This window comes from Streptomyces sp. NPDC104381 (assembly GCF_055583745.1).
Genome location: NZ_JBVJNK010000003.1, coordinates 1 through 3508 on the forward strand (window position 1 = coordinate 1; position 3508 = coordinate 3508).

At 66.9% G+C, this 3508-nt stretch carries 2 protein-coding genes; both read left to right on the plus strand.

Annotation, left to right across the window (positions count from 1 at the left end; genetic code table 11):
• Positions 1-187: 187 nt before the first annotated feature.
• A complete protein-coding gene (locus ACZ607_RS09550; RefSeq protein ID WP_014157479.1) occupies positions 188-796 on the plus strand; it encodes a CDP-alcohol phosphatidyltransferase family protein in 609 nt (202 codons plus the stop codon).
• 111 nt (positions 797-907) lie between these two features.
• Entirely contained in the window at positions 908-3403 is a 2496-nt protein-coding gene (locus ACZ607_RS09555) for a sugar phosphate nucleotidyltransferase (RefSeq protein ID WP_469733470.1), read from the plus strand.
• Positions 3404-3508: the final 105 nt, after the last annotated feature.

A 3508-nucleotide genomic window follows, 5' to 3' on the forward strand; every position in this document is an offset into this window, starting at 1 on the left:
CTGCAGGGGGGACCCTGTGGGAGAGTAGGACGCCGCCGAACAATTATTGCGGACTAGCCCCGTGCCCTTGTGGCACGGGGCTTTTCTGCGTTTACCGGCCGCCTTCGGACCCCTGTGCACGGGAGCCCGGGGGCTGAGGGTAAGGTCAGGGGGCATCATTGGCACGTTCTTCACAGGAGGCCCCCGGGTGGAGGTCCAGGAGACTCGAGTTCAGACGGACCGAGTACTCACCATCCCCAACATCCTCAGCATGGCCCGCCTCGTCGGCGTACCGCTCTTCCTGTGGCTGATTCTCCGCCCCGTGTTCGGCGGGCCCAACAGTGACGGCTGGGCCCTGCTGGTCCTGATGCTGAGCGGGATCAGTGACTACCTCGACGGCAAGCTCGCCCGCCGGTGGAATCAGATCAGCAGCCTCGGCCGGCTCCTGGACCCGGCCGCGGACCGCCTCTACATTCTTTCCACCCTCGTGGGGCTCACCTGGCGGGAGATCCTGCCGCTCTGGCTGACAGCGGCTCTCCTCGCCCGTGAGCTGATGCTCCTCGTCATGGTGGGAATCCTGCGTCGGCACGGCTATCCGCCGCCCCAGGTCAACTTCCTCGGGAAAGCTGCAACATTCAACCTGATGTACGCCTTCCCCTTGTTGCTGCTCAGCGACGGAAGTGGTTGGCTTGCTTCGCTGGGCACCATTTTCGGATGGGCGTTCGCTGGTTGGGGTACAACCCTCTATTGGTGGGCAGGGATCCTCTACGTGGTCCAGGTCCGCCGTCTGGTCAAGGCGGATCAAGTAGCCGATTAGCTCGTTGATGCGGAGCCGTGCAGTGTCGCCGGTCCGCACCGGATGCTGTTGTGGTGCCCCGACGGGTGAAGTCGGCCAGACCGTCGTCTCTTCGAGGAGGACGTTTCCGACATGAAGGCCGTCGTGATGGCAGGCGGTGAAGGCACACGCCTTCGCCCCATGACCTCAAGCATGCCCAAGCCGCTCCTGCCCGTGGCCAACCGGCCGATCATGGAGCATGTGCTGCGGCTGCTCAAACGGCATGGGCTCAACGAGACCGTGGTCACGGTCCAGTTCCTCGCCTCCCTCGTCAAGAATTACTTCGGCGACGGCGAAGAGCTCGGGATGGAGCTCAGCTATGCGAACGAGGAGAAGCCACTCGGTACCGCAGGAAGCGTGAAGAACGCCGAAGAAGCCCTGAAGGACGACACCTTCCTGGTGATTTCCGGCGACGCCCTCACCGACTTCGACCTCACGGACCTCATCGCATTCCACAAGGAGAAGGGCGCACTCGTCACGGTGTGCCTCACCCGGGTCCCGAATCCTCTTGAATTCGGGATCACGATTGTGGACGAGGAAGGGAAAGTCGAGCGTTTCCTGGAGAAGCCGACCTGGGGGCAGGTCTTCTCGGACACGGTGAACACGGGCATCTACGTCATGGAGCCCGAGGTCTTCGACTACGTCCAGGCCGACACCTCCGTGGACTGGTCAGGGGATGTGTTCCCGCAGCTCATGAAGGATGGCAAGCTGATCTGCGGCTACATCGCAGAGGGCTACTGGGAGGACGTCGGCACGCACGAAAGCTATGTGAAGGCCCAGGCCGACGTGCTGGAGCGCAAGGTCGACGTGGAGCTGGACGGCTTCGAGATCTCGCCCGGCGTCTGGGTCGCGGAAGGCGCGGACGTCCATCCCGACGCCGTACTGCGCGGACCGCTGTACATCGGTGACTACGCCAAGATCGAGGCCGGCGCGGAGATCCGCGAGCACACCGTCATCGGCTCCAACGTCGTCGTGAAATCAGGTGCCTTCCTGCACCGTGCGGTCGTGCACGACAACGTCTTCATCGGCGAGCACAGCAATCTGCGCGGCTGTGTGATCGGTAAGAACACCGACATCATGCGGGCCTCGCGTATCGAGGACGGCGCCGTGATCGGCGACGAATGCCTCGTCGGCGAAGAATCGATCATTCAGGGCAACGTCCGGGTCTACCCCTTCAAGACCATCGAGGCCGGTGCCTTCGTCAACACCTCGGTGATCTGGGAGTCGCGCGGACAGGCGCACCTCTTCGGCGCCCGCGGTGTCTCCGGGATCCTGAACGTGGAGATCACCCCGGAGCTCGCCGTCCGGCTCGCCGGCGCGTACGCCACGACTCTCAAGAAGGGCGCGACCGTCACGACGGCCCGTGACCACTCCCGTGGTGCGCGTGCCCTGAAGCGCGCGGTCATCTCGGCTCTTCAGGCCAGCGCCATCGACGTCCGCGACCTCGAGAACGTGCCGCTGCCGGTCGCCCGGCAGCAGACCGCGCGGGGCAGCGCCGGCGGAATCATGATCCGTACGTCTCCGGGGGTGCCGGACTCGGTCGACATCATGTTCTTCGACGAGCGGGGAGCGGACCTCTCCCAGGCACGTCAGAAGAAGCTCGACCGCGTCTACGCCCGTCAGGAGTTCCGCCGTGCCTTCCCCGGCGAGATCGGCGACCTCCACTTCCCGTCGAGCGTCTTCGACTCCTACACGGGCTCCCTGCTCCGCAACGTCGACACGAGCGGCATCGCCGACGCCGGTCTCAAGGTGGTCGTCGACGCCTCCAACGGCAGTGCCGGGCTCGTTCTGCCGAGCCTGCTCGGACGCCTCGGTGTGGACGCGCTGACGATCAACCCCGGGCTCGACGAGTCCCGCCCCACGGAGTCCGCCGAGTCCCGGCGGGCCGGGCTCGTACGCCTCGGGGAGATCGTGTCGTCCGCACGGGCCGCCTTCGGCGTCCGGTTCGACCCCGTCGGTGAGCGGCTCTCCCTCGTGGACGAGCGCGGCCGCATCATCGAGGACGACCGGGCCCTGCTGGTCATGCTCGACCTGGTGGCGGCCGAGCGGAGGAGCGGAAGGGTCGCCCTGCCGGTGACGACGACGCGCGTCGCCGAGCAGGTGGCGGCGTACCACGGCACACAGGTGGACTGGACGACGACCTCACCCGACGACCTGACCCGGGTGGGCCGCGAGGACGGCACGATCTTCGGCGGTGACGGCCGCGGCGGGTTCATCATCCCCGAGTTCAGCAGCGTCTTCGACGGTGCGGCGGCCTTCGTCAGGCTCATCGGCCTGGTGGCCAGGACACAGCTCACCCTCAGCCAGATCGACGCCCGGATCCCGCGTGCCCATGTGCTGCGCAGGGACCTCGCCACCCCGTGGGCGGTCAAGGGGCTCGTCATGCGGCGGGTCGTGGAGGCCGCGGGGGAGCGCAGTGTGGACACCACCGACGGCGTCCGCGTGGTCGAGACGGACGGCCGCTGGGTGATGGTGCTGCCCGACCGCGCGGAAGCGGTCACGCACCTGTGGGCCGAGGGCCCCGACGACGCCTCCGCCCAGGCACTGCTCGACGAGTGGGCGGCGGTCGTGGACAGCGCCGGGGACTGAGCGATCGAGCCGTCGTTCCGGAAGCCGTGTACCGCGGGGGCCGACCCACCGGGGGGGCCCATGCGCCGCCCCCGCACAAAAGGGCACCAATTGGGGCAATGCGGC